Genomic DNA, 21,856 nt, shown 5'->3' on the forward strand with positions numbered 1-21,856 from the left:
AAAACTCTAAACTTGTTTTAATATTTCAATCTTGTTTTGGATTTTCTTACCTACCCAAAAATGTGTTCGTCCAGCAATAATCAAAATCAGCGGTAATTCTGATTTGAGACTCTTATGCCAACTGGTGTAGTCAGTCATGGAAGGGTTTGGTACATCTTCTGGATGTGTATGCCACTCACCTAAATAGTGCCATTCGCCATTACTTTTCTTGAAAGCATCATCAATAGCCTGTTGATGATGTTTACTTATTCTATCCACCATGAATCTGCTTCTGATATCCAATTGGCTAGGTTCTGATAGATCTGTTATGACTATATGAATGCCTCTACGCTCACCTATCAAGACTCCAGCACTTTCGGGGCTAGAAAGGCTCATTTGTCGGTATGAGAGCAGTATATTTGCCACTTCAGTCGAGATTACAACTAAGGATTCATCTAGAGCTTTGAAAACGAGTTCTTTATCGACCATTACATATGTCACAAAAGTCTTGTTTTTTAATCCAAGTCGGCTTTTTCGTGCGACTACCCATGAAGATATATTCTTTATAATTCCAGTCCCTTTCGAGTTCTAAAGTGGATAAAACCGCTTCTTGCATTAATGCTGCTGTCATAACACTGACTGCTGCATCATACGGTGTGTATGTGTTGCCACATGAAACTTTCTTTGGGTTTACATCTAATAGCTTCTCAAAACGAATATCGGTACCATTTTTATAGAATGACGGATCACCGCATAGACAATTGTAACAACCATCTGAGCTATCGATGAATACTTTTGATGCGATTCCATTGCCATCATTGAATCCATGAACAATGATAGGTCTATCTTTAGCATCAATCTCTCGGCTAACTTTTGCTAAGCGCTTTGAAACAGGCCCTCGACCAGTGGCATCAATCACAATGTCATAAAGTGATAGGAAAGCCTTCATAATAGGAAACCCATATTTATGAGCTTCAACATTTACCATGAGGTGGGTTGAATCAATAAGTCTATCTTTTAATGCTACTGCTTTGTGTTTACCAAAATCTCTGGTACTCAATGTATGGCGACCAAAATTGTGTGGTCCATAGGTATCATGATCATATAAATCTAAACTTTTGCTTCCCATGCCGGCACCAGACCGAATCAAAAGCTCTGCCAAGTACCCCCCAATGGTACCGCAGCCAATTAAAGCGATACGCTTTGTTCGAAGATCCCCAATCTCAGGTCTAGATCTATTACGGGAGAGAATCGTATCTTTATCCGACTTTTCAAATGCAAATCTTTGAAATTTATTAAAAGCGAATTTACCCATAAGGACGCTACTTGCTCTTACTAAATCAAGTTTTCTTGCCCCTTTACCTTTTTTTCTCGGATTGGCGTAAGTCGTAAACTGTACTGCTTTTAGATTTAATTCGAGTACTACACCGAATGTATCTTGTTTATCAACATCCAGTACAATCAAGTGATGTTTAATGGTTGGATGGGCCACAAAATACTGAATTAAATGTGCTTTGGCATTGTGGTCTACGTGAGATAACCATTGAAAGAGAGCCTTGGCATCTTTCGGTGGCCAATGGACGCCAGAAAGCTTGATAGGTCTAACCATAAGACAAAAAACATTAAGTTTTCGCCTGTCTGTTTCTTCAAGTGATCTTTGGCTTAGCCATTTTTCATGAATATCTTTATCTTTGGGACCGAACAATAAGGATTCAGTACATTTAAAACCATCCTTAGTAATGTTTCGAGTCAGATAAGCAATTTCACCATTCAATGAGTTTAAATCGGACAGAACATAGGCTAGTCGTTCAGCTTTCCAGTAAGCGACAAATTCACCCTCAAGTTCAACCTGATCTACTTTACCGTTCTTTAAAGACTCAATCGAAATATTTAAAGTGTGTTGAATTTGGTAATCTATAGTCCTATATAGATTACCTAGATCATTAGGATTCCAATCGGCTTCCATTTGTTCAACGTAGCAAAGATTCCCATTATTGTTGACATGGGGAAGTAGCATGTCATCAAACTGTGATGGTTTGCTGATGATGTGCGCCCACGGCAAAATAGTATAAACGTCATAGTTTATTTCTAGGGCAATAGTGAATATCCCTTCAGAAGTTGAGAAATCTTTTAGGTAAACAGGATATTTCTCTTCAATTGAAGATAGAGCTTTATATTTCTTTCGTTGCTTGGCTGTCAGGTATTTATATCCGCAACCAAGCATTACAGCATGTAATTCCGACACTCAATCAACCACTTTTCATTGAAGAGCTGATAATAGCTGCTTCTTTAGCTTTTAAAGGGGCACTTTCATAGGCCGGAGCGGCTGCTTGAGATACGATAAGACTTAAATCCTGAACACGATCGCCATACTCACCATTGAGAATATCTAAAGCATCTTGCTTGGTAGGTGCAGCGTATGCGGATTCGAGTGAATCAACCAATTGCTCTAGCTTCTGCATGACTTCTTTGTGCTTAGGTTCATGCTCATAGTATGGAGGGAACAAAGGACGTTCATCATTTTCATCAGGACTCTCTACGCCATTGCGGAAAGTATCTGGTAGTTTTCTTGCTACCGTCAGCATCAATAATCCAAAATCTTTCGGATCTACAGTAGTACGGTCCAAGATGTCTACCACCGCTGCCATTAAAGAAATTGATGATGGACCATTACTTTCTTGCCAATCACCAGCATCACGCCATGCTTTAAGGATGCGACAAACTTTTCGTAGATGCTGACCAGTACGTTGACACGCATCTTGGAACCACAAATGGACATCTTTAGGGTCGCTTTTAATCCATTTTGCATCGTCCTTGCGTACAGCTAGATTTACACAGTCAGTTTCAATTTGATCATAGAGAGCATGGTCGGCAGCTGAAACGCTGTCGTACATTTCACCAAAGATCTGAGAGGCTGCAGACTTTCTGATGAGCTCCTCTTTTTCAATGAATTTTTCAAAAGGAATGGCATACATCGGTACGTCTATATGGACGCTTTCGGCAGGTATTTTGATACGTCCACACGTTTCTTTGGGTTCAAATGACCACCCATAGTGTTCAGCAGCCAAAGATTTAAGAGAGGCATCTACCAATAACAATAGAAGCTGATGACCAATTGCGGGCTTATCTTCAAAGAACTGCATTGGAAGATAAGTGCCATCATCAATGTCCATTTCTTGAGTAGGTTTATATGGACGATTCAATGTGTCATACATGAAGCTTCCTTGCGTCCAAAAGCGAGGATTAATCTTCATAAACTCAGCTATAAGATCAGATGAAAGCTCCATAATGAGTTCAGATAACTTTCGTTGGTCATCACCTGAAAGATAATTGAAATGGGTATTCTTAAACTCATAACGAAGAAGAATTGCAGAATCAAATTGCTTGGATAACTTTACAAGTTTTCTAGCTTCGTCAAATACATCGCGTGTTCGTTCACGGACAATTTGACGTAATGCTTTTAAGCCATCTTTCTCATGATCAGCAAGGATTAGCTTACCGATTAGACCAGTATCACGATTAGTATAGTAGCTGTGAAAATTCCAGGTCATGCTGCCACCCCATTATTATTAGATTTAACAAACGGTTTTGCTGTTCTTAAGAAAAATTCGCGTAATTCTTTGATTTCGCTGTATCTTTCAGCACCCAATTTTTCTCCCATGCCTTTTAGGGCATTTAGACTACTCTGTGATGCATTATCTAAAGTAATATCAGAAGATGCTTCGTTCGGAATAGTTTCATCAATTTCAATGTAATTATTTGAGATGCCAAGTACTTTTAGTTCCCGTAACAACATAAAGCGCTGTAAATGTTGGTTAGCAGTCATAGTACTTAAAACAAGACGTTCGCCCATTCCCCATAGGCCTAAATAACCCTTTGAGCAATTTTGGGATAAAGTCTTGGGCCCGATACAGTAATTCTCGCTTAAAGTACCAATATTCAAGATTTTCACATCTTTAGGCTCTGCATTTGGGAAGTCATTTTTCATGTCGATCAGGACTTCACGAATACCGATAAAACTAGGGTTGTTAGAAACTAATCCACCATCAGCAAAATAGTGATTTAGTTTGCTAATAAAATGTGGTTTGAAATAGGTTGGTGCAGCGGATGTGGCCATTGCTGCATCAATCAACTTGATTTCGCCATCAAGCGTAAACATAGGATTATGTGGTGTCTTGAAAAACTTTGGTTTACCAGTAGACAGGTTCAGTGATGTAATCATTACTCGACGTTTAAGATCATCGAATGTGATGGTGTCACCAATCATACTTTTCACAGTTTCATACAAAGGATCACTTTTGTAGATTGGATAGAATGGTGTGATCCATTTTTTTAATCTGAAACGTCTTGCCGGGAAAATATGTGGCGCACTTTTTTCAAATGTTTCCTGTAATTCCCGAGCACTTTTACCGCTTGCTAATCCAAGTGCCAAAATGCCACCTATAGATGTGCCTGTGATCAAGTCAAAGTAATCACCAATTTTGACACCGGTTCTTTTCTCTCGTTTTTCGATAATTATTTCAAGTTGGGCAAGCAAACTGATAGTAAATAAACCACGTACACCACCACCATTTAAACTTAAAACTTTAATTTTTTCTGAATTGTCTCGCGGTGATACACTTTGCGGTTCAGATTGTTGAAAAGTAGTCATTGTGTTCTCTTTTTTATTAAGTTTTTTTTATATTGTGTCAAAAAAATACATTTCAAGAGAAAATTAGGGCAATAATTTTTTTACCTCAATGTCAAGAATCGATGCAATGAGATAGAGTTTTTCCACTGTTACATGGCTTTGTTGCACAAACCTATCTGTAAAGGGTTTTTCAGCGATATAATTTTCAAATGAAGAAGCCTGCACACAAAATCTACCGCACAACCAATTGGCCCGCATATAACCGAGCACTCATGAGTCGCGGAAATATTGCCATTTGGTTTGATCCTGCTACGCAATGGTATGCTCCGTCCATCGGTAAACAAGGGCGAAATCAAACCTACTCCGACGCAGCCATCCAATGCTGCTTAATGATTAAATCCTTATTCCGTCTGTCTTTACGTATGGTCACTGGCTTTGTGCAAAGTCTGATTAAACATTGCGGATTAAATTGGATAGCTCCAGATTACACCACGCTTTGTAGAAGACAAAAGCATATTGATATTGTAATCAGCTACCAAAAAAGTAGCGATGGGCTGCATCTACTCATGGACTCTACAGGCATGAAGTTTCTAGGTGAGGGCGAATGGAAACGCAAGAAACATGGACCTGAATATCGTCGCGAATGGCGTAAACTTCATATTGGTTTAGATGCTAAAACCCTACAAATACGAGCAGTTCAGCTTACAACCAATAATGTCAGTGATTCACAGGTGCTTGGTGATTTACTTAATCAGATTCCACAAGATGAGCGGATTGACTCTGTTTATACCGATGGAGCTTATGACACCAAGCAATGCCGTCAGGTCATTGCAGATCGGCAAGCGCATGCGGTGATTCCACCTAGAAAAAATGCGAAACGTAAGCATCCGGCTAACACAGCCTTACCAAGCGATCCTATAAGCCTTAATTTAGTTCCCACCTAAAAACAAGTGGGGACTTAATCCATGAACATGGATATATATTCAGCAACACCTCCTGTTGCTAAAAAACGCAGAACATACAGCAAAGAATTCAAACTCAGTATTGTCAATGCCTGTAAAAATCCTAATACCTCGATCGCTTCGGTCGCACTGCAACATAGTATTAATGCCAACCTTGTCAGTCGTTGGATCAGGATCTTCAGGCATCATGAGGGTGCCGTGCAGGATCCTACTCATGTGAATCCAGCATTTATTGCTTTGCCTTACACTGCTGCAATCAGCCAACCTATTGATGAGAGGATCACGTTGTGTATCACCGTGCCTCATACGAATAATGATATTCAGCTAAAATGGCAGACATCAGAAATACCTGCCTTGGCAGAATTACTCAAGGCACTTGCAACATGATCCGCATTGATGAAATCTGGTTGTCTACTCAGCCCATGGACATGCGTGCAGGTATGGATACGACCATGGCTCAGGTGGTGAGAGCCTTTGGCTACATCAAACCGCATTGTGCTTACCTGTTCTGTAATAAACGTGGCCATCGCATGAAAGTACTGGTACATGATGGACTGGGCATCTGGCTGTGTGCCCGGCGGCTGGAACAGGGCAAATTTCACTGGGCTCAAGTTCACCAAGGTGAAACCGTGGCCCTCAGCCCGGAACAGTTACAGGCACTGATCCAAGGTTTGCCCTGGCAGCGCATTGGATTGCAGCAAGTGGTGAATATGCTCTAAACCAAGCTCGGCTATTCTGCTATTCTCCAAACGTTCTATTTCCTCTGCGTCATGACCTCAGGCATACTGCGGTCATGAATACGCTGCCTGACTTAAGCCAACTGACCCATGAACAACTGCTGGAATTTACCCGGCAGTTGGCGATGCAGCATCAGTCTCTGGCAGAATCAAACCAGCAATTAGATGCCAGAGTTCAACATCTTGAAGTCACCAATCAGCAATTAGATTCTAAAGTTCAACATCTTTCCATTCTCAATCAAAAATACGAGCATGAACTGGCGCTGTTTAAACAGCACAAATTCGGCAGTAAAAACGAACATCTCACTGCAAAACAAATCCACCTGTGGGATGAAGCGGTTGAAGAAGATATTGCCGCAGTTGATCTGGAATTAGAACGATTAAATGCAGATAAAACCGATGCAGTGACACAGAAAGCCACAGTCAACAAACCTAAACGTCGACTGCTGCCAGATCATCTACACACCATCCGTATTGAGCATGAACCTGCATCAACCCAATGCAGTTGTGGCTGCCAGTTACGTCGTATCGGCGAAGATATCAGTGAAAAACTGCATTTCAGACCGGCACAGTTCTACAAGGAACAGCATGTCCGTGGCAAATGGGTCTGTGATCAGTGTGACACCCTGACTCAGCAAGCGATGCCCGCCTATGTGATTGATAAAGGCATTGCTTCACCTGAACTGCTCAGCCATGTTTTGGTATCGAAATATGCCGATCATTTGCCGCTGTACCGTCAACGTCTGATCTATCAGCGGGCGGGAATCGAACTTTCTAGATCAACTTTATCTGACTGGATAGGTCGCTGCGGTGTAGAACTGGAACCTCTGGCCAATGCCTTAAAAGAGGTGGTACTACAACAGCAGGTGCTGCATGCAGATGAAACACCGGTCACCATCATGCGGATGGGTGAGAATGATAAAAAACCGAAGAAAGGTTATGTCTGGGCCTATGCCACTACACAGTACAATCCAGTTCAGGCGGTGATCTATGACTTTCAGGATAGTCGTTCAGGCCAGCATGCTGCAGAGTTCTTGAAAGGCTGGCAGGGTTATCTAGTCTGTGATGATTACAGTGGTTATAAAGCACGCTTTAAATCAGGCCAGGTCATTGAGGTGGGCTGCATGGCCCATGCACGTCGTAAATTCCATGAACTGCATGTAACTGGGAAAAGTCAGGTCGCTGAACAGGCATTAGTGCTGATTCAGAAACTGTATGCGATAGAAGCAGAGCTCAGGAAAAAGACCGATGGTACAGCGGAAGACCGCCGCGAATACCGACAACAGCATAGTCAACCAGTGATGCAACAACTATATGAATGGCTCAACCAACATCATCTGACAGTGCCATCGAGTTCTCCCACCGCCAAGGCCATCAATTACACTCTGAAGCGTTGGCCAGCTTTAAGCCGCTATCTGGATGATGGCAATCTACCGATTTGCAATAATTGGGTCGAGAATCAGATGCGTCCCTGGGCGTTGGGGCGCAAGAACTGGCTGTTTGCAGGTTCGCTGCGCAGTGGTCAGCGAGCGGCAAACATCATGACGTTAATCCAGTCAGCAAAGCTGAATGGCTTGGATCCGTATGCCTATTTAAGTGATGTGCTGAAAAGGCTGCCGACACATAAAGTGACCCAGATTGAAGAGTTACTGCCACACTGCTGGAAACCTAAATCGAATTAAAATTGGTATGGGATTCAGCGGACGCTTACCTATGGAAAAAATGGTCAGGCTATCATCGGCGAAGTTTGGTTGAAACTAAGATGCATTGCATCAAATTATTAGGAGATAAACTCAGTGCAAGGAGTTTTGATAGCCAAGTGAATGAGATCCATGCACGTGTAGCAGTCCTTAACAGATTGAACCGTACCGGGTTTGTCGGAGACTCAATATTCTGAGAGACTACCCCGGTACGGTTCACTGACTACCTAGAACAGTCTGTTATAAGCGGTTCCATTATACCAGTCTGTTTTAAGTGGTCCGTTAATAGGTTTAGATGGCGAAATAGCTAGTTCCCTTGGGGTATACCCTAGTTAAGGTGGTTTCCCACTAAGGCTTATTCACTTGACCTAAAAATAGTATTGCGTCAGTTTTATTGTCTTTAATCATAAAAAGAAACGGGTGATCGGCTTTAAAAACAGGTGGTGGAGCAGAGGCAGATTCAGTAGATACTACAATGCCAGTCGCTGCCGCTGCTTCGGTGCCTTTTTCATCGACGATGACCACCGCCTGATGATAGATCTCATCTATCCATGTAGATAAAGGCTGATCAAACAGTTTGAAAGTAGCCTTGTCTTGATTAAAAGCAATGGGCATGCCCATATCTGACAGCATATCTTTCATGTCGTAGCGTTCTTTAAGCTTGAACTTTGGTAAGTGAAGGTTCACTTCTTGCGTAATTAAGTCTTTATTCCACTCTTTAATCTTATCAGCGCTTAAATCACGCACCAGCTGCTGCATGGCTGTCTTGTCTTTAGATTTTGGTAATATCACCAGCATAGATAAGTCATCACCCTTATAAGGCAATTGCACGACCTGCACCTGTTTGTCCTCGCTATAACCAAAATCCGCCTGTGTATGCATCATTTTTATATTAGGACTTGTACCCACATGGTTATAAAAAGGCTGCTCACTGGTGCTTTGAATATTGAATGGCGTTTTCCAATCGCCCTTAAAATAAACGGCGTTGGTTAATACGGCGACCGTAATTTTTTTAATACTGCCTTTTGGCAGTAATTCAGGGATCAGCTGGTTGGTATGCTGAGCGATTTTTTTATTAATAATGAGGCGTGAAGGATCAGGATTATCTTCAAAATCAAGGGTGGTCACTTGGCCGCCATAATAGCGTTGCACAGTATCGACGTATGCCTTATTAGGTGTTAGCCCTTGTTGCATCCATAAGTCATTGACCGTGGCAAGTTTATAATCGGGGTTGGGTTTGTTAAATTGATTATAGAGAGCAGCGCTATTGGGATTAAGAGTATCCATTGATGGATAGTGAAAGGTCTTTTGAATTTGCTGCTTTGTTTCACCCTCAGCTGCGGCATAGAGCATTGCCATGGCAGTAGATAGGCTATAGGGCGAGAAAAATACGTTTTTATCTACTTCATCAGGTTGACCATTTATCTGCTGATACATATCAACGGCGAGCTGGTTGTTGGCATTGATGACTTTTTCAATACCGTCTGGGGTAGAGGTAGAGTCATCAGCAGCAATAAAGCCATCTTTGCTAACGGCTTTATAATTGGAGTTATTTTTATTCTTATCTGACAGGGATGTGTTATATGGGTTTGGTGCGCTATTGGCTACAATGTCAGTAGGATTAGATTCTTTTATAGTGCTGTCGCAGCCACTGACAATCAATAATAGGCTAGTGATTGCCAATGCGCTCATAATACGGTTACTGGGTACTTTTTTAAGATAACAATACTGGTTATTCTTCATATTTGCTTCACTAATAATCTAGGGTTTATACGATGCCATTCTATTATCACTTCCATACAATCGTTTAGCCTAGTTTGGTAAGCGTACTATATTTTCAAGGCTAATTAGGGGCTTAAACAGCAGATAGTTCGATGCCTGTATAGCGCACCGATCACGAACAGAATATGAACCGTACCGGGTTTGTCGGAGAGTCAATATTCTGAGAGACTATCCCGATGACAAAATCAAAATATACCCCTGAAATCAGAGAAAGAGCGGTTCAATTATTGATTGAATCCGAAAAAGATTATCCTTCTACTTGGGCTGCAATCACAGCAATTGCTCCTAAGATTGGCTGTACTCCTGAAACACTACGTTCCTGGCATCAGAAGCATTTGAATCAACAAAATCCAATCAAAGTACAACAATTTTCAGATCAAGAACGTATCAAACAACTTGAACGTGAAAATAAAGAACTGCAACGTGCGAATGAAATTCTACGTAAAGCAGCCGCTTTTTTCGCCCAGGCGGAGCTCGACCGCCCACACAAATAATGGTGGATTTTATCCATAACAATAAGGCGTTATATGGTGTTGGAGCGATTTGTAGGATTTTACTAGTCGCGGGTTCTACCTATTATCGAACACTAGATCTCACAGTAAATCCAGAACATCGAGCGAAACGAGATCGACATGATAAGCATTATGCTGAACAAATTAAACGAATTTGGAAAGAAAGTTCAGGTCGATATGGTGTGCGTAAGGTCTGGCAACAATTGAAACGTGAAGGTTATGTTATCGCACGTTGTACAGTTGCTCGATTGACGCAGAAGCTAGGTATACAAGGTGTTTGGCGTGGTAAGAATAAACAAACCACCCGTAGCCGAGATGATCAAAAAAAAGCAGATGATTTAGTGAAACGCAATTTTAGTGCTGATCACCCTGACCCTTGCGAAGCAGTGCTTCTTGTATCAATTTGATAAGATTTTCATGGAAATACCGAGTTGTCGTGCTGTTTGGAAACATTACCTTTATTTCCTCAATAGCTTTTATTGCTTCAGCTTTAAATTCTGCCGTATACGTCTTGTGTTTCTTGCTCATAGTAAACTTCTGATGAGTATGTATAGTTTACCAAGTTAAAACCTCCTGTTTTTTCAGCACACAGCAATTGATAATTGAATGGATTTCACAGTTTTATTTTTGAAAACAACATGGTTTTGTTATTTTTTGTGAAAAATTCGACTCGGTGTTATAATTACGCGCCTGCTTATTGTCAATTTTTTAAATACTGATCATGATGATGCAACTCCACGTGTCCCGCTTAAATCTAAGTTCGATTGATCAAGAGTTATCAGCTATACAACACATTCCTGCGATGCAACGCCGGCGCTTATCGCGCTTAGCAAAGCTGGCTTTGAATAGTGCAATACAGACTTTAAATACCCACAAAGTCGATTATATTGTGTGGGTGTCGCAATATGGCGATGAATCAAAAACACTAAATATTTTAGAAGATGTATTAAGCGAGCAAACGCCCTCACCGACTCAATTTTCAACCTCGGTACATAATGCAATTTCAGGCTTATATTCCATTTTATGTCAGGATGCGACACCTGCGACCAGTTTGGCGGGTTCGTGGAATGATGGGTTGATTGAAGCCTATGCGTGGTTAAAAACAAGGCCAGAAGCCTGTCAGGTTTTGCTAGTGTATTATGATGAAGCCTTGCCTGAAATGTATATCGAGCATCAGCCATTTTCTGCTTTTGCGATGGGAGCGATGATTTCATTAGTGCCTGCAAATTTGATACTGACGCCAAAGCATATGAATGCAACGCCAGCCTATCAGCAAGCTTTAGCATTTAACACGTTTTGGACTAATCCTGAGCAAACTAAATCTGAAGCGTGGACGAAATGCTGAAATTAAATCGAATCAAGCAAAAAGCAAACTATGCATGGCGCGTTGCAGCGACAGGATTGAGCTTTGCCAGCTTTGGCTTAGGCGGCGTGGCGATTGGTGGTTTGATTGCACCAATGGTCAAGTTGAGTTCACAAGACCCAGAAGTTCGCAAACAGCGCACTCAAAAAGTCATTAAGCACAGTTTCAAAGGTTTTACGGAGATGATGGTAAAACTGGGCATTATGACCTATACGGTTGAAGGTCTAGATAAGCTACAGCACAGCCAACAAGAGCTGGTGATTGCTAACCATCCGACACTGATTGACGTGGTGGTTTTAATTGGTTTAATGGAGGAAGCAAACTGTGTTGTTAAGCAGGCACTGTGGTCAAATCCATTTACCAAAGGTCCTGTGCAAAGTGCGGGATATATTTTAAATGCGGGTTCTGAACAATTTATTCAGGACTGTGTACACAAATTGCAGCAGGATCATGCCGCGCCCTTGTTGATCTTTCCTGAGGGAACAAGAACAGCAAAAGGTGAGCAGTTGAACGAGTTTCAGCGCGGCGCAGCCAATATTGCACTAAGGGCAGGGGTACCGATTCGGCCTGTGCTAATTAGCTGTACGCCCTCGACACTCACCAAAAACGAAAAATGGTATCACATTCCAGAACAGCCTTTTCATATCCGTGTAAAAGTCTTGGATGCGATCCGCGTGGAAGACGTACTGGATGACGTAACGGTCAATCCAAAAAATGTACGTCAATTAAATCAACAATTACAGTGGTTTTTTAACCAAGAGTTATCTCTAAATGACTAATCTTGCTGATGAATTAAAGCAAATGATTATTGATGTCCTTGCCCTTGAAGACATCAGTATTGAAGACATTAATACAGACGCGCCTTTGTTTGGCGATGGTCTGGGTTTGGACTCGATTGATGCCCTTGAATTAGGCTTGGCATTGAAAAAACGTTATGGCATTCATTTGAATGCAGAGTCTGCAGAAACCAAAGAACATTTTAAATCAATTCAAAGCTTAGTGGCTTTGGTTGAAGCACAGAAAACAGCATAAGAGGTTGCTATGCTTGCACAAGAAACCGTGTTAGAAAAATTACGTGAATGGATGGAAGAGCTGTTTGAAATTGCGCCTGAAGATGTGCAATTAGAGTCAAACCTAGCTTCAGACCTCGATGTTGATAGTATAGATGCCATTGATTTGGTCGTAAAAATTAAAGAACTGACAGGCAAACAAGTCAATCCTGAAGACTTTAAAAATGTGCGTACCGTTCAAGATGTGGTGGTCGTCATTCAGAATATGTCAGTTGCATGAACAACATCTTAAAAGGGGTGGCAGGGGTCGGATTGATCCTCTATCCTTTTTTTGTGGCTTATGCTTTCGCGCATGGACAGTATGTCTGGGTCAGTGCGGTATTGATTGCACTGGGCATCCTGCGTCTATTGAGTAAGGGCAATGCCTTGCTGTGGCCATTGACGGGTTTTGCCATTTTATGTGGCGGGCTGAGTTTGATTTTAAAAGATCATGCATGGCTTAAACTCTATCCTGTCTTTATGAGTCTTGGGGCACTGTCTATTTTTGCCAGCACCTTGATTCGACCGCCTTCAATGATTGAACGTTTTGCGCGTTTGGCAGAGCCTAATCTGCCCGAAGAAGGAGTAGAATGGACACGTCAAGTGACCAAAGTTTGGTGTGGTTTTTTTTGCATCAATGCGGTCATTGCCCTGATCACTGTTTTCTTTGCACCGATGAAGATTTGGTTGCTGTATAACGGTTTGATCTCTTATGTCTTGATGGGTGGACTGTTACTGGGGGAGTTTGTGTTGCGTAAACGCCAGCAACGACTGCATCAGGCACAGAAATAACAGCATTTCCGTCAGGGCAGCTGAAACAGTGGCCTCGAACTATAGCGATTAGAAATACGGTTTTTAAAAACAAATTTTATGTCTTGTCATTTTCAACACCATCTCCATTCATCGCGTCCCTTGTGTATTCATGCGGACTCAAGTTTTGTTTCCTTTCATACTTTTTGGTTGGATGTAGCTGTACAGGCTATGCAAATTCAGCAGTTGGAACAGCCAGTATGGGCGCTTTGGCAAGAAGACAGTTATGAGTTTTTAGTATTGTTGTTTGCAGCCTTGCAAGCAGCTAAGCAAGTGCTGTTGCCGCCGCATCGGGTCAGCGACTTAGAAAAAGAACTGGCTGAACAGCAGATTTATTTTTTAAAACGTTTGCCGTCGACAGCCACGCCAACTTTTGAGCTTCAATTTGATGCTGCCTTTCTCAATCAGGCACAGCTGTATTTTTATACTTCGGGCTCAACAGGGCAGCCGAAAAAGATTCCGCGCACCTTGCAACAATTGTTCAATGAAGTCTGTGGTTTAGAAGCCAGTTTTGACTTGCCTGAGCAGGCGATCGCGATTGCTACGGTGAGCCATCAACATATTTATGGTTTGCTGTTTAAGTTGTTGTGGCCTTTAGCCAGTGGACGCAGTTTCTATCAGAAACAATTGGCTTTCCCTGAAGATGTGGTTGATCTTCAAAAGAAAATTTCCCATCTGCAACTGCCCAATTATCTGATTTCAAGTCCTGCATTATTGAAGCGCTGGACCACAGATGTGGTGTTGCAAGACTGCCATCGGGTCTATTCCTCTGGCGGAAAGTTGGATGCCGGCGTGCGTCCTTTGCTAAACCGTCCGATTACTGAAGTATTTGGTAGTTCTGAAACAGGCGGGATTGCTCACCGTCAGGCAGATGATGCGCTATGGACTCCCTTTGCCAATGTCGAAATTAACTGCGCCGAGCAACAAGAGTTAGCCGTTAAAACCAATCATGCCTTTAGCATGGATTGGATTTTGACTGGAGATAAAGTGCAGGTCGTGGATGCGGATAATCCCAAAAGTCCATTCCAACTATTGGGGCGTTTGGACCGCATTGTCAAACTCGAAGAAAAGCGTTTAAGTCTCGATGCAATTGAAGCGAAAATCGCTGAGTTGGCTGAAATACAGCAGTGCCATGTTTTAATTCATGAAAAAGAACAACGTCAGATTTTGGCGGTGGTGGCTGTACTGACCGAGGATGCAAGGGGGCTGCTCATCGAAAAGGGCAAAGCAGCCTTTACCGCACAACTGAAAAAACAATTGCAACTGAAACTGGAAAGCATTGCGATTCCGCGGCAGTGGCGGTTCTTAACGCAAATGCCACAAAATGCTCAATCGAAGCTGAATCAACAGTATTTAAAATCACTCTTTCAACCGATGACATTGCCTGTAGTATCGACGCAGCAATCTCAGGATACGCAGATCAGTTATGCGTTGGAATTTATTCCTGAGCTGGAATGCTTTAAAGGGCATTTTCCGAACTTTCCGATTTATCCGGGCGTAGGGCAAATTGGATTTATTCAACATTTTGCCAAACAAAACTGGGCAGATTTACTGTGGTGCAATGGTTTTGAGCAGTTAAAATTTCAAAGACTGATCCAACCCTATCAAACGCTGGAACTGGTGCTCAGCCGTAAAGCACATAAGATCAGTTTTGTGCTGAAAAATTATGACAAAATATTGGCATCAGGACGTTTGCTGTTTGCTGTCCCTGTAGACGTTTAAGCCGAGAGACAAAAATGAAACACTGCTTTGTGATTCCTGTGTATAACCATCCGCATTATTTGGCTGCGTTACTGTCACATTTAAGCGCTTTTGACTTACCCATCATTATGGTGAATGATGGCAGTGATGCTGATTGTACAGCAGTGTTACATCAGCTTGCGCAGGACTACCCAAGGGTCGATTTGGTTGAACATACCCACAATCAAGGGAAGGGGCAGGCGGTGATTACGGGGCTCAAGCATGCCCTTCAATGTGGTTATAGTCATGCCTTGCAACTGGATGCCGATGGACAACATGACTGGCAGGATGTGCAACGCTTTTTAGACACATCTATTCAGCATCCCGAAGCCATGATTATTGGTCAGCCGATTTTTGATGCGACTGTTCCAAAAAAACGTCTCTATGGCCGTTATGCAACACATATTTGGGTGTGGATTAATAGCTTGTCTTTTGATATTAAAGACAGCATGTGTGGCTTTCGTGTCTATCCTCTAGCGCAGACAGTGAACATTTTAAATACAGCCAAGTTTCAACCGCGGATGGGCTTTGACTCGGAAATTTTGGTGCGTTTGAAATGGGACAATGTTCCGTTTATTAATCTGCCCACGCATGTGATTTATCCTGAAGGTGGTATTTCACATTTTGATGTGTGGCGTGACAATTTGGGCATGGCGCGCGCGCACAGCCGCTTGTTGGGTGGCATGCTGCTGCGGTTCCCCAAACTGATTTATCAGAAAGTCAAAGGTTAAGGCGGTCAGAGAAATATATGCAGAAATGGAGCGCCGTGAAAGAACGGGGCGGGATGTTACCGCTAATGCTGATGCTGGGTTTCTACCGTTTGGGTGGGCGTTGGCTGTGCCGAGTCATCTTATACTTTGTGATTTTATGGTACTGGCTCTTTTCCAATACTGCGCGTCAGGCTTCACTGTTGTACTTAAAAAAACTGCATCATTTTGCAGGTGCGCAGTCGCCGTTTCAGGCTGAGCCGCAGCTGTGGCACAGCTATACGCATTTGATGCAATTTGGCGAATGTATTTTAGATAAAATTGAGGGCTGGCTCGGGCATATTCCTGAGCAGAACTTAAAGCTGCATGGTCATGCGCACTTTCGTTCGCACTATCAAAAAGGTGCGGTGATAGTGGTGTCACACTTTGGCAATATTGAATTGCTGCGCGCCGTCAAAGCAGAGCATCCGCAGAAAATTAATGTGTTGGTTTATCAAAAACATGCTACCAAGTTCAATGCATTTTTAAAAAAACTGAATGAACATGCCGATGTTAATTTGGTTTCGGTGGATGAGTTGGGAATTGAAACAGCACTGATTTTACAGGATAAGTTGGATCAGGGTGAATGGGTGATTGTGGCTGCAGACCGCGTACCTGTGCAGTCAGAACGGGTACAATCGGTTGCGTTTTTAGGTGAGCAGGCGCTGTGGCCACAGGGTGCATGGATTTTGGCCAGTTTGTTGAAAGCTCCTGTGTTGGCAGTGTTTTGCTATCGAGTTGATACACATTTTGAAGTGCATATCCATCAAGTGGCGGAGCAGTTGAACTGGCCGCGTAAAGAGCGTTTACAGGCCATGCAACAGACCACAAGACAGTATGTGCAACTGTTGGAACAGCATTGCATACGAGCGCCCTATCAATGGTTTAATTTTTATAATTTTTGGAATAAAGGATAAGTCTTGTGTTAATTGTTGGGGAAACTCCGCTCAGTATCGAAGATGTTTTGGCTGTAGCGCGTAAAGAAAAACAGGTGGTATTGCCTAACTCTGCTGAATGGACAGCATTGATTCAACGCGGTGCAGATTTCCTTGATCAGCTGTTGCAAGACGAAGGCGTCATTTATGGCGTGACCACGGGCTATGGAGACTCGTGCTTGGTTGAAATTCCAGCCCACCAAGTGCATGAGCTGCCGCTGCATTTGTCGCGTTTTCATGGCTGCGGCATGGGGCAAAACTTAGACTTAATTACCGCACGTGCTGTGGTGGTGGTGCGTTTATGTTCTTTGGCACGCGGTTATTCGGGTGTCTCCCATGCCTTGTTGCAGCGTTTGGTCTGGATGCTGAATGAAGATGTGATTCCGGTGATTCCATCGGAAGGTTCGGTGGGTGCCAGTGGGGATTTGACACCTTTGTCTTATATCGCTGGGGCATTGGTCGGTGAGCGTGATGTGTACTATCAAGGCCAGATTGTACCGATTACACAAGTGTATGCCGAAAAAGGTGTGCAACCTTTGGTGATGCGTCCTAAAGAAGGCTTAGCCCTGATGAATGGTACAGCGGTCATGACTGCCATCGCCTGCCTCAACTATAAAAAAGCAGAACAGATTTCTTTTGCCAGTACTTTGATTACTGCACTGAATGTTTTGGCTTTAGAAGGGAATCCAAGCCATTTTGATGAAGTGCTTTTTGCGCAAAAACCACATCTGGGACAGCAACATATTGCAGCGCAGTTACGCGACTGGTTAAACAGTGAAGTACAAACCGAACACCAAAGTTCACGTCTGCAAGACCGTTATTCATTGCGCTGTGCGCCGCATGTGATTGGGGTATTTGAAGATTCTAAAGTCTGGCTGCGTCAGTTTATTGAAAATGAGCTGAACTCAAGCAATGACAATCCATTAATTGACCCAGTCAACCTGCGGGTACTGCATGGTGGGCATTTCTATGGCGGACATATTGCCCAAGCCATGGATAGTCTAAAAATCATGATTGCGAATATTGCTGACCTGATGGATCGTCAATTGGCGCAGTTGGTGGACTATAAAATGAACAATGGTTTACCGCGTAATTTAACTGGTTCAAGTCCTGAGCGGTTACCGCTGAATCATGGCTTTAAAGCAGTGCAAATCGGGGTTTCGGCATGGACGGCAGAAGCCTTGAAACAGACACTCGCTGCGTCGATTTTCTCACGTTCAACCGAATGTCATAATCAAGACAAAGTCAGTATGGGCACCATTGCCGCACGTGATGCTAGCCGTGTCATTACTCTGACCGAACAAGTGATTGCAGCACTCAGTTGTGCAGCAGTTCAAGCAGTTAAACTTAAAGGTGTAGATAAAGAACTCAGCCCTGTTTTAAGAGCGTTTCAATACTGGGTGCTTCAGAGCTTCACCTACGTAGCGGAAGATCGTTCTTTGCAACAAGAGCTTCAAATGCTGGTCAATCGTTTTGATCATTTAGAACTGTTAGACAGCATTGCTGTTCAATATTTATAGGAAATGAGCATGTATGCTGACGTAATTATTGAAGTGCCTTTTCATGACGTCGACACCATGCATGTGGTGTGGCATGGGCATTATTTAAAATATTTTGAAATTGCACGTTGCAAACTGTTAGATCAATTTCACTATAACTATAACCAAATGCGCGACTCGGGCTATGCATGGCCTGTCATTGAAAGCTATGTGCGCTATGTACAAGGCATCGAATTTGAACAGAAAATTCGTGTGCGCGCTGTTTTGAAAGAGTGGGAAAATCGCTTGAAAATTGAATATCTGATTTTTGATGCGGTCTCGGGTAGAAAGTTGACCAAGGGCTATACTTCACAAGTGGCGGTACACATTGAAAAACGTGAAATGTGCTTCCAGTCACCACAGGTGTTACTGGACTGTTTAAATGCATGGTCTGAGTTTAAAGCGGAGTAATGCAAGCATGATTCGATACAAATTTTCTAAGCCGATTTTCGTTGCCTGTACAGCCAGTGTCATGACTTTGCTTGCTCCCGCAGTGAATGCTCAAAATACTGAATTGAAGCAGGTGTTTGCTCAGCTCGGTGCAACGCCTGTGGTGCGTGCCCAATTTGAGCAGCAGAAAAAACTGGCCTCTTTGAATAAAACCTATGTGTCCAAAGGCACGGTGCTGTTCAGCAAAAACCAAGGCGTACTGTGGCAGATTCAAAGTCCAGTCAAAGCTGATTTGGTGGTGACACCGCGTAAGTTGGTACAAAAGACACAGCGGACTAGCAGTCAAATTGAAGTCGATAAGACTCCTTATGGCTCTGTAGCGACGATGTTTTTACAGTTGATGTCGGGCAATGAAGCGGCGCTCGCTAAAAACTTTAATGTGGTGTCTGCCAATTACAGCCCAACGCAGTGGAATGTCAGCTTAACGCCGAAAAGCAGTCTATTTAAAAAGCTTTTTGTCCAAGTCGATGCGCAAGGTCAGCGTTATGTGGACCGTATTACCATTTTGGAACAAGCCAATAACCGCACCATCATTCGTTTTAGCCAGCAAACGGCTCAACCTCAAACTTTAACGGCTGCGGAAAATGCGCTTTTCCAATTGGCAAAATAAATTTAGCGCTCTGTGGTTGTTGGTGCTGTGTGTCATTGCTTTGGCACTGGGCGTGGCTTGGCTGAATAAAGGCATTAAGATTGAGACCAATATTTTTGCATTGCTACCTGAGGCACATCAAGATGCTCATCTGGAACAAGCACAGCAATATGTGAGTCAGCAGTTAAATGACAAAGTTTTTGTGGTGTTGGATGCCAAAACGGATCAGCAACTCGAACAGGCAACGCAAGCACTCAAAACTCAAGCCGACCAAAGTCAGCTGTTTTTACCTGTGCGTCCACAGCTTGATCCTGATCAATTTTCCCAAGCGCTGTATCAACACAAAGCAGGGCTATTATCCAAGACCGATCAGCAGCTTTTGCAAGGGCAAGATGATGTTGCTTTGATGGAGCAGGGCTTATTGCAACTGATGAGTCTGGGCATGCCGATTACGGCTGAAATGCTCAAGCAAGATCCCTTGCTGCTGTTTCCGCGTTATGCAGTGGGTTTAAGTGCTTTACAAAGCAATGCCGATATCAATTTAGAGCAGGGCTTTGCCACGATTCGTGATGAGCAGGGCATCTCGCGCCTGATGGTACTTCAGCTCAATAATAGCCCCTATAACATTGCCTACCAAGAGCAGACCGCTGCATTTATCCAAAATATCAATCAGCAACTCAACCAGTTGCAGGTCAAACCGCACTGGACAGGTACGCTGCTGTTTGCACAGTTCGGCACTAACTCTGCCAAAGAGGAAATTTCCACCATTGGAGTGGGTTCGACCATCGGGATTTTGCTTCTAGTCTGGTTTGGCTTCCGTTCGATACGACCCATGCTGACGGAAATGGTTGCAGTCGGCGCAGGCAGCTTGGTGGCCTTTGCTGTGACCTATTGGGTTTTTGGCGAAATTCACCTGATGACACTGGTCTTTGGTGCCAGTCTGATTGGGGTCTGTGTCGATTTTTCATTTTACTTCATGGCCATGCAGTCTCAGCACCGACAGATCGATGGATTTACTGTTCTAAAGCCGTTATTGCCGAGTCTATTTGTGGGGTTAATGACCACGCTATTGGCCTATGTGGTGCTTAGTTTTACCCCATTTCCGGGCTTTAAACAGATTGCAGTCTTTTCTATGGTTGGACTGAGTGCCGCATGGGTGACCAGTATTTTATTGCTGCCACGTTTGCCTGCGCTGAATGCGGAACCTGCGATACGTGCACTGGGCTTTATTGGCAAAGCGCGTAGTTATGTGCAGAGCCACAACAAGCTACGTTATGGCATGATTGCATTGATTGTACTGGTGACGGGTAGTAGTCTCACCTTGCTGAAAAGCAATGATGACATCCGTAATTTACAAAGTATGGATGCCACTTTAAAGCAGGAAGATCAATATATTCGTTCTCGTTTTATGCAGCAGCAAAGCAGCGAATACTTTGTGGTACGGGGCAGAAGCTCAGCAGAGTTGGAGCAGCGCGAACAGCAACTACTGGCAGAGCTTGCGTCCTTGCAACAGGCTGGCAAGTTGGATGCTGTACAAGCTTTAGGGCAGTGGATTCCATCGCTTGAGCAGCAAAAAAAGAATGTTGAAATGTTACAGGCGATTCCTCTGCCGGCTTTAGTGGAATATGCGCAAGCGTTGCAGCTCAACGCAGCGGATATTTTAAACTGGCAAGCGCATTTAAAAGACCAACCGTTATTGACCGAAGCGGTCTTTAAAGATCATCCTCTGCATTTTTTGCAGATGAGTCCGACACAACGTTTGGTGATGCTGCAAAATGTGCATGACGTCAAAGCCGTGCAACAGCTTGAAAATGCGGATGTACAACTGTTACGCCCCGTTCATCAACTGTCTGAATTGTTTAAACAACACCGTGAGCAGGCACAGTGGCTATTACTCAGCGCTTTGCTGATTTTAGCCATTGGCTTAGGGGCACTGTATGGCAAAAAATCCATTCTGCCTTTGGTGTTGCCTGTCAGCATGGCCTTAATGACCACGTTTGCGATTCAAGCATGGCTGGGTGTCGAGATTAATTTATTCAGCATTATGGGTACCTTCCTGATCATTGGAATTGGGGTGGATTATGCTATTTTCTACCGCCATGGACATGATCATCCACAAGTGGTGGGTATGGCTTTGTTTCTGTGCATGATGTCGACGTTCTTTGGTTTTGGTTTGCTGTCCTTTAGTCATACTTATGCCATTCACAGTTTTGGCCTAACAGTGTTGCTGGGCGTTATTTTTTCATTTATTTATGCCACACTTTTTACATCCTCCGATGCGAAACATGTGGTGGTTCAACAATATCAGCCAAAGAGCTGAGTCAAAGGGTACAG

The 21,856-nt window shown here is 43.2% G+C and carries 20 protein-coding genes, 4 pseudogenes and 1 other annotated feature; of the genes and pseudogenes, 18 read left to right on the forward strand and 6 right to left on the reverse strand.

Going from position 1 to position 21,856, the window contains the following annotated elements:
- Nucleotides 1-6: 6 nt before the first annotated feature.
- The 4 genes from cap3 to K1T76_RS05190 are packed head-to-tail and all read right to left on the reverse strand — an operon-like array spanning nt 7 to nt 4,630.
- On the reverse strand, nt 7-468 hold the full coding sequence (gene cap3 / locus K1T76_RS05175) for a CBASS system CD-NTase/cGAS isopeptidase Cap3 (RefSeq protein WP_230244410.1): 462 nt from the start codon (nt 466-468) through the stop codon (nt 7-9).
- A complete protein-coding gene (locus K1T76_RS05180; RefSeq protein WP_230244412.1) occupies nt 458-2,224 on the reverse strand; it encodes an E2/UBC family protein in 1,767 nt (588 codons plus the stop codon). The genes cap3 and K1T76_RS05180 overlap by 11 nt, the downstream gene beginning before the upstream one ends.
- A gap of 4 nt (nt 2,225-2,228) precedes the next feature.
- Nucleotides 2,229-3,530 (reverse strand): CBASS cGAMP synthase, encoded by a 1,302-nt coding sequence (locus K1T76_RS05185; RefSeq protein WP_230244414.1) that lies wholly within the window; start codon nt 3,528-3,530, stop codon nt 2,229-2,231.
- Nucleotides 3,527-4,630, reverse strand: a complete 1,104-nt coding sequence (locus tag K1T76_RS05190; RefSeq protein ID WP_230244416.1) for a CBASS cGAMP-activated phospholipase — start codon at nt 4,628-4,630, stop codon at nt 3,527-3,529. The genes K1T76_RS05185 and K1T76_RS05190 overlap by 4 nt, the downstream gene beginning before the upstream one ends.
- A 188-nt stretch (nt 4,631-4,818) precedes the next feature.
- On the opposite strand from K1T76_RS05190, the pseudogene K1T76_RS05195 reads away from it, so the two are divergent.
- The 5 genes and pseudogenes from K1T76_RS05195 to K1T76_RS05215 form a co-directional block, all read left to right on the forward strand.
- A pseudogene (locus K1T76_RS05195) lies at nt 4,819-5,487 on the forward strand (IS5 family transposase); the annotation flags it as partial.
- Between the two features lie 87 nt (nt 5,488-5,574).
- Nucleotides 5,575-5,958 carry a transposase gene (locus tag K1T76_RS05200; protein WP_230243836.1) on the forward strand — a complete coding sequence of 128 codons (384 nt, stop codon included), beginning with the start codon at nt 5,575-5,577 and terminating at the stop codon, nt 5,956-5,958.
- On the forward strand, nt 5,955-6,290 hold the full coding sequence (tnpB, locus tag K1T76_RS05205; RefSeq protein ID WP_004780063.1) for an IS66 family insertion sequence element accessory protein TnpB: 336 nt from the start codon (nt 5,955-5,957) through the stop codon (nt 6,288-6,290). Before K1T76_RS05200 ends, tnpB begins: the two co-directional genes overlap by 4 nt.
- Before the next feature lie 74 nt (nt 6,291-6,364).
- Nucleotides 6,365-7,990, forward strand: a complete 1,626-nt coding sequence (gene tnpC / locus K1T76_RS05210; RefSeq protein ID WP_230244423.1) for an IS66 family transposase — start codon at nt 6,365-6,367, stop codon at nt 7,988-7,990.
- Nucleotides 7,991-8,019: 29 nt separating this feature from the next.
- Nucleotides 8,020-8,205, forward strand: a pseudogene (locus K1T76_RS05215) (hypothetical protein); the annotation flags it as partial.
- A 151-nt stretch (nt 8,206-8,356) separates the two neighbouring features.
- Here the strand turns inward: K1T76_RS05215 and K1T76_RS05220 are convergent.
- Nucleotides 8,357-9,751: a serpin family protein gene (locus K1T76_RS05220; RefSeq protein ID WP_230244425.1), complete on the reverse strand. Its 1,395-nt coding sequence runs from the start codon at nt 9,749-9,751 to the stop codon at nt 8,357-8,359.
- 215 nt (nt 9,752-9,966) lie between these two features.
- Between K1T76_RS05220 and K1T76_RS05225 the strand changes: the two are divergent.
- Nucleotides 9,967-10,676: pseudogene (locus K1T76_RS05225) on the forward strand (IS3 family transposase); the annotation flags it as partial.
- Nucleotides 10,242-10,355: a sequence feature (AL1L pseudoknot), on the forward strand. (Overlaps the previous pseudogene by 114 nt.)
- A gap of 27 nt (nt 10,677-10,703) precedes the next feature.
- Here the strand turns inward: K1T76_RS05225 and K1T76_RS15110 are convergent.
- Nucleotides 10,704-10,830: pseudogene (locus K1T76_RS15110) on the reverse strand (transposase); the annotation flags it as partial.
- Nucleotides 10,831-11,026: 196 nt separating this feature from the next.
- Between K1T76_RS15110 and K1T76_RS05230 the strand changes: the two are divergent.
- The 12 genes from K1T76_RS05230 to K1T76_RS05285 all read left to right on the forward strand — a co-directional run bounded on the left by K1T76_RS05230 (nt 11,027) and on the right by K1T76_RS05285 (nt 21,842).
- A complete protein-coding gene (locus K1T76_RS05230; RefSeq protein ID WP_230245625.1) occupies nt 11,027-11,647 on the forward strand; it encodes a beta-ketoacyl synthase chain length factor in 621 nt (206 codons plus the stop codon).
- Nucleotides 11,641-12,444 (forward strand): lysophospholipid acyltransferase family protein, encoded by an 804-nt coding sequence (locus K1T76_RS05235; protein WP_230244427.1) that lies wholly within the window; start codon nt 11,641-11,643, stop codon nt 12,442-12,444. Before K1T76_RS05230 ends, K1T76_RS05235 begins: the two co-directional genes overlap by 7 nt.
- Nucleotides 12,437-12,697, forward strand: a complete 261-nt coding sequence (locus K1T76_RS05240; protein WP_208011807.1) for a phosphopantetheine-binding protein — start codon at nt 12,437-12,439, stop codon at nt 12,695-12,697. The genes K1T76_RS05235 and K1T76_RS05240 overlap by 8 nt, the downstream gene beginning before the upstream one ends.
- Nucleotides 12,698-12,706: 9 nt before the next feature.
- Nucleotides 12,707-12,955: an acyl carrier protein gene (locus tag K1T76_RS05245; RefSeq protein WP_070153992.1), complete on the forward strand. Its 249-nt coding sequence runs from the start codon at nt 12,707-12,709 to the stop codon at nt 12,953-12,955.
- Nucleotides 12,952-13,506, forward strand: a complete 555-nt coding sequence (locus K1T76_RS05250) for a septation protein IspZ (RefSeq protein WP_208011806.1) — start codon at nt 12,952-12,954, stop codon at nt 13,504-13,506. The genes K1T76_RS05245 and K1T76_RS05250 overlap by 4 nt, the downstream gene beginning before the upstream one ends.
- A 78-nt stretch (nt 13,507-13,584) precedes the next feature.
- Nucleotides 13,585-15,246, forward strand: a complete 1,662-nt coding sequence (locus K1T76_RS05255) for an AMP-binding protein (RefSeq protein WP_230244429.1) — start codon at nt 13,585-13,587, stop codon at nt 15,244-15,246.
- A gap of 14 nt (nt 15,247-15,260) precedes the next feature.
- Complete coding sequence (locus tag K1T76_RS05260; protein ID WP_230244431.1) at nt 15,261-15,995, forward strand: glycosyltransferase family 2 protein; 735 nt, start codon at nt 15,261-15,263, stop codon at nt 15,993-15,995.
- A gap of 17 nt (nt 15,996-16,012) precedes the next feature.
- Complete coding sequence (locus K1T76_RS05265; protein WP_230244432.1) at nt 16,013-16,927, forward strand: LpxL/LpxP family acyltransferase; 915 nt, start codon at nt 16,013-16,015, stop codon at nt 16,925-16,927.
- Nucleotides 16,928-16,932: 5 nt separating this feature from the next.
- Nucleotides 16,933-18,465, forward strand: coding sequence for an HAL/PAL/TAL family ammonia-lyase (locus K1T76_RS05270; protein WP_230244434.1), 1,533 nt, complete (start codon nt 16,933-16,935; stop codon nt 18,463-18,465).
- Between the two features lie 9 nt (nt 18,466-18,474).
- Complete coding sequence (locus K1T76_RS05275; RefSeq protein ID WP_230244436.1) at nt 18,475-18,894, forward strand: acyl-CoA thioesterase; 420 nt, start codon at nt 18,475-18,477, stop codon at nt 18,892-18,894.
- Nucleotides 18,895-18,901: 7 nt separating this feature from the next.
- A complete protein-coding gene (locus K1T76_RS05280; protein ID WP_442780671.1) occupies nt 18,902-19,543 on the forward strand; it encodes a LolA family protein in 642 nt (213 codons plus the stop codon).
- Complete coding sequence (locus K1T76_RS05285) at nt 19,518-21,842, forward strand: MMPL family transporter (protein WP_230244437.1); 2,325 nt, start codon at nt 19,518-19,520, stop codon at nt 21,840-21,842. Before K1T76_RS05280 ends, K1T76_RS05285 begins: the two co-directional genes overlap by 26 nt.
- The last annotated feature ends 14 nt before the right edge of the window (nt 21,843-21,856 follow it).

Origin of the sequence: Acinetobacter sp. PW68 (assembly GCF_020982655.1) — a bacterium.
Taxonomy (GTDB): domain Bacteria; phylum Pseudomonadota; class Gammaproteobacteria; order Pseudomonadales; family Moraxellaceae; genus Acinetobacter; species Acinetobacter towneri_A.